The sequence below is a fragment of the Streptomyces sp. NPDC029014 genome, from assembly GCF_055564695.1.
Window position 1 is genome coordinate 1 of sequence record NZ_JBVHVT010000169.1, and the last position, 5,532, is coordinate 5,532.

Genomic DNA, 5,532 nt, shown 5'->3' on the forward strand with positions numbered 1-5,532 from the left:
ACCGCGTCCGAGAGCCGCTCCAGCACGACCACGCCCGCACCCTCGGACCAACCCGTACCGTCCGCACCCGCCCCGAACGCCTTGCACCGCCCGTCGGCGGAGAGCCCGCCCTGGCGGCCGAACTCGGTGAACATGATGTCGGTGGACATGACGGTGGCGGCACCGGCCAGGGCGAGGGTGCTCTCCCCCCGGCGCAGCGAGTCCGCCGCCAGGTGCATCGCGACCAGCGACGAGGAGCAGGCGGTGTCCAGGGTCACCGCCGGGCCGGACAGGCCGAGCAGGTAGGAGACCCGGCCGGAGGCGACGCTGACGCTGCTGCCGGAGAGCATGAACCCGTCGGTCTCGGTGCGGGTCTGCTGTACCCGTGCCAGGTACTCCTGGTAGCTGGTGCTCAGGAACACTCCGGTGTCGGTGCCCTTGAGGGTGTGCGGGTCGATGCCGGCGTGTTCGATCGCCTCCCAGGAGGTCTCCAGCAGCAGCCGCTGCTGCGGGTCCATGGCGAGGGCCTCGCGCGGCGAGATACCGAAGAAGCCCGCGTCGAACTCCGCCGCGTCGTACAGGAAACCGCCCTCGGCAGCCAGGCCTCCCGGCCCGAAGGAGTCACCCACGTCCCAACCCCGGTCCCCCGGGAACGCACCTATCGCATCCACACCCTCGGACACCAGCCGCCACAGGTCCTCCGGCGACCGCACACCGCCCGGATACCGGCACGCCATTCCCACGATCACGATCGGGTCGTCGTTGCGCGCCTCCGCCTCGTGCAACCGTTCCCGGGTCGCTTCGAGTTCGGCGGACACCCGCTTCAGGTAGTAGCGGAGCTTGTCTTCGTCAGCCATGTCGGCCCCCTTCACGTCTGGCTCGTCGGACGGTGATGTGGTGGCCGGCTCATGAGATGCCGAACTTCTTGCCGATGATGTCGAACATCTCCTCGTCCGTGGCGGCCCCGAAGGCGTCGTCGGCCGTGCCGTCCGGGCCGGTCCGGGCGTGGGTCCAGTCGTCCAGGAGGCGCTGGAGGCGGCGGCCGATGGCGTCGTCCTCGTCGGGTGCCGCGGTGAGTTCGGCCAGCGCCGCCTCGAGCTTGTCGAGGTGGGTCAGCGCCTCGGTGCGCGTGGCCGTGGCGGGGTCGGGCAGGGCGTCCGCGACGGCGGTGGCCAGGTGGTCGGCCAGTTCCTGCGGCGTGGGGTGGTCGAAGACCAGGGTGACGGGGAGGGAGAGGCCGAGCGCGGCGCCGAGCCGGCCGCGCAGTTCCACGGCCGTGAGCGAGTCGAAGCCCAGGTCCTGGAACGGCCGCATGAGCTCCATCTCGTCGTCCGGGCGGTGGCCCAGCACCGTGGCGGCCTGTTCGCAGACCAGTTCCGTCAGGACGGCGGCGTGCTCGTCGCGGGGCAGTTCGGCCAGGCGCCGCAGCACGTGGCCGGTGGTGTCCTCGGCCTCCGCCGCCGCTACGGCGGGTGCGGCCGCGTCTGCGGCGCCGGCCGGCGCGACCGTCACCGGGGCCGGCGCGGCGGCGTCATCGGGCCAGAACCGCCGGCGCTGGAAGGCGTACGTGGGCAGGTCGGCGCGGCTGGCGCCGGACAGGTACGGCACATGGGCGAGGTCGACGGGGAGGCCGCGCACGTACGCCTCGGCGAGCGAGGTGAGGAAGCGTTCCTCTCCGCCTTCGTCCCGGCGCAGCGTGCCGACCGCGACGGCGGCGGTGCCGGCTTCCTCGAACGTCTCCTGAAGGCCGACGGTCAGCACCGGGTGGGGGCTGATCTCCAGGAAGAAGCGGTGCTCGTCCTCCAGGAGCCGGCGCACCGCGCCGTCGAGGAGCACCGGCTCGCGCAGGTTCCGGTACCAGTACCCGGCGTCCAGCCGGGTCGTGTCGACCATCTCGCCGACGACGGTGGAGTAGAAGGGCACGCTCCCCCGGAGCGGCGCGAGGGTCGTGAGGTGGGCGAGGAACTCCTCCCGCAACGCCTCCACCTGGGGCGAGTGGCCCGCCGCGGTGGCGCCCGGCACCTTCCGTGCGCGGATCCGCGCCGCGATGCACTCGGCCACCAGCGCGTCGACGGCCTCCGGCTCCCCGCACACGACGACCGAGGTGGGCCCGTTGACCGCCGCGATCGCCAGCCGGTCGCCGTACGGCGCGATGCGCTGCGCGGCCCCGTCGGCGGACAGCAGCAGCGAGGCCATGGCGCCCCGTCCGGTCAGCCGGTCCAGCAGGACGCTGCGCAGGGTGACGATGCGGGCCGCGTCCTCCAGCGACAGCGCCCCGGCGACGCAGGCGGCGGCGATCTCGCCCTGCGAGTGTCCGACGACGGCGTCGGGTTCGACGCCGTGGGCGCGCCACAGCTCGGCGAGGGCGACCATGACGGAGAACAGCACGGGCTGCACCACGTCCAGTCGGTCCAGGGACGGGGCACCCGGCTCACCGCGCAGGACGTCCGTCAGGGACCAGTCCACGTAGGGGGCGAGCGCCTCGCCGCAGGCGTCGATCCGCTCGCGGAAGGCCGCCGACGTCTCCAGCAGCCGGTGTGCCATCTCCGTCCACTGGGAGCCCTGGCCGGGGAAGACGAACACCGTCTTCCCCGCGAGGACGCCGGCCCCCCGGACCACCCGGGGGTGTTCCCGGCCCGCCGCCAGCGCGCCGAGCCCCGCCTCCACGGCGGACCGGTCCGCGCCCAGCACCACGGCGCGGTGCTCGAAGGCCGTACGGGCCGCGAGGGTGACGGCGAGGTCGGCGAGCGGCAGCTCCGGGTGGCTGCGGACGTGGTCGGCCAGGCATTCCGCCTGGCCGTGCAACGCCTGCTCGCTGCGGCCGGAGACGGTCCACAGGAAGGTGGCGTCCGCCCGGGCGCCGGCGGGGTTCGGGCCGCGGTCGCCGTGCGGGGCGGGGGTCGTGTCGTCGGTGGGGGCGGGGGCCTGTTCGACGATCACGTGCGCGTTGGTGCCGCTGATGCCGAACGAGGACACGCCGGCGCGGCGCGGACGGCCGTGCTCCGGCCATGCCACGGGCTCGGTGGCCAGCCGTACGGTGCCCGTGTCCCATTCGACGTGCGGAGTGGGCTGCTGCGCGTGGAGCGTCCGGGGGACCACCCCGTGCCGCATGGACATCACCATCTTGATCACGCCGGCCAGGCCGGCCGCCGCCTGGGTGTGCCCGAGGTTGGACTTGACCGACCCCAGCCACAGCGGCTGCTCCGCCGTACGGTCCTTTCCGTAGGTGGCGATCAGCGCCTCGGCCTCGATCGGGTCGCCCAGCTCGGTGCCGGTACCGTGCGCCTCGACGACATCGACCTGGTCGGAGGGGATCCGGGCGTTCGCCAGGGCCTGCCGGATCACCCGCTGCTGGGCGCGTCCGTTGGGCGCGGTGAGGCTGCTGCTGGCACCGTCCTGGTTGACCGCGGAGCCGCGGATCAGGGCGTGCACGGGATGGCCGAGCCGCCGGGCGTCCGACAGCCGTTCCAGCAGGAGGACACCGGCGCCCTCGGAGAAACCGGTGCCGTCCGCGGCCGCCGAGAACGCCTTGCAGCGGCCGTCCCGGGCGAGCACCCGCTGGTTGCTGTACTCGACGAAGCCCATCGGGGTGGACATCACGGTGACCCCGCCCGCCAGCGCCAGCGAGCACTCCGCCTGCCGGAGGGACTGGCAGGCCAGGTGCAGCGCGACGAGCGAGGCCGAGCACGCGGTGTCGACGGTCACGGCGGGGCCTTCGAAGCCGAAGGTGTAGGCGAGGCGGCCGGACAGCACCGCGGCCGCGTTGCCGGTCCCCACGTGGCCTTCGAAGGCTCCGGGCGAGCGCAGCAGCAGCGAGGAGTAGTCCTGGATGTTGGTGCCGGAGAACACGCCGACGCCCTTGCCGCGCAGGCTCGCCGGGGCGATGCCGGCCCGCTCGAAGGTCTCCCAGGCGGTCTCCAGCAGCAACCGCTGCTGCGGGTCCATGGCCATGGCTTCCCGCGGGCTGACGCCGAAGAACGCGGCGTCGAAGTCGGCCGCGCGGTCGACGAAGCCGCCTTCGCGCACGTACAGCGAGCCCGGCCTGAGGTGTTCGGGATCGTAGAGCGCGTCCACGTCCCAGCCCCGGTCCTCGGGGAACGGGCCGATCGCGTCACCGTCCTCGATGACGAACCGCCACAGCTCCTCAGGGGTGGAGATGCCCCCGGGGAAGCGGCAGGCCATCCCGATGACGGCGATCGGCTCGTACAACGAGTCCACGAGCTGCTGGTGCTGCTGCTTCAGCCGCTCGGTCTCCTTCAACGAAGCGCGCAGCGCTTCAACGACGCGGGCGTCGGTGGTGTCCATCAGCAAACTCCAGTGAATGGTCAGGCGTCGGTGTTGATAGCCATGTGCACGAGGCTGTCCAGATCCATGGCATCGATGGACTCTGGTGTGACGGCCGCGGCATCCGCGGTTCCGGCGGGGCCCTGCGGGTCCTGCTGCCCGGCTGTCTGCGCGAGCAGAGCGGCGCCGAGTGCGCCGTCGAAGCCGGTGAGCCTCAACAGGGCGTCCAGGACGCCGACTTCCTTGAGGCGGGAGAGCGGCAGCGTCGACAGCGCGGCGCGGAACTCCGCGTCGGCGGTACCCGTGCCGGTGCCGGTGCCGGCCGCAGCGTTTCCGCCCGTGATCTCGGCGAGCTCGGCCTGGATGTGCCGGGCGACCGCCCGCGGGGACGGGTTGTCGAACAGGGTCGCCGCGGAGAACCGCACGCCGGTCGCCCGGCTGAGGCGGTTGCGCAGTTCGACCACGGCCACCGAGGTGAAGCCGGACTCCAGGAAGCCGCGGTCCGGTGAGACGGCCGTCGGGTCGGTGTGGCCGAGCACACCGGCGGCGTGGTCGCGCACCAGGCCGAGGAGGGTGCGGACCTGTTCGCCGTCGGGGAGGCCGGCCAGGCGCCGGCCGAGTTCCTCGGCCGCGTTCGCCGGTGCCTGCTCCTGTCGGTCCCCGGTGTCCAGCCGCCTGCGCGCCGGCGGCACGAGCCGCCACAGGACCGGCAGCGGCGGTGCGTCCGTGCCGCCGAGCTCCGCCAGGTCCAGCCGGGCCGGGACGCTGAGGGGACGGTCACGCAGCAGCACCGCGTCGAAGAGCGCCAGCGCCTCCTCGGCGGACATGGGGACGGCGCCTTCGCGGCGGAGCCGGGCGAGGTCGGCGCCGGTGACCTGGCCGCCCATTCCGCGCTCCTCCTCCCACAGGCCCCAGGCCGCGGAGAGCGCCGGCAGTCCCTGCGCCCGCCGCTGCTGGGCGAGCGCGTCCAGCACGGCGTTGGCCGCGGAGTACGGTGCTCGCCCGGGCGCTCCGAAGACTCCGGCCACCGACGAGAAGAGCACGAACGCGGTCAGGTCGAGTCCGGCGGTCAGGTCGTGGAGGTGGAGTGCCGCTTCGGCCTTCGGGCGCAGTACTCCCGTCAGCCGGTCGGGGGTCAGCGACTCCAGGACACCGTCGTCGACGACGCCCGCACAGTGCACCACCCCGGTGAGCGGCCGGTCCGCGGGGATCGAGTCGAGCAACGCGGCCAGTGCCGTGCGGTCACCGACGTCACAGGCCTCCACCCGC

The 5,532-nt window shown here is 73.5% G+C and carries 3 protein-coding genes; all 3 read right to left on the reverse strand.

Annotated elements, in window-relative coordinates; translation table 11 throughout:
- On the reverse strand, nt 1–836 hold an 836-nt coding region (locus tag ACZ4VL_RS39935; RefSeq protein ID WP_468210744.1), incomplete at its 3' end, for a beta-ketoacyl synthase N-terminal-like domain-containing protein.
- Between the two features lie 49 nt (nt 837–885).
- Nucleotides 886–4,284 (reverse strand): type I polyketide synthase, encoded by a 3,399-nt coding sequence (locus ACZ4VL_RS39940; protein WP_468210746.1) that lies wholly within the window; start codon nt 4,282–4,284, stop codon nt 886–888.
- 20 nt (nt 4,285–4,304) lie between these two features.
- Nucleotides 4,305–5,532 (reverse strand): beta-ketoacyl reductase (locus tag ACZ4VL_RS39945; protein WP_468210749.1); only part of this gene is annotated, 1,228 nt, incomplete at its 5' end.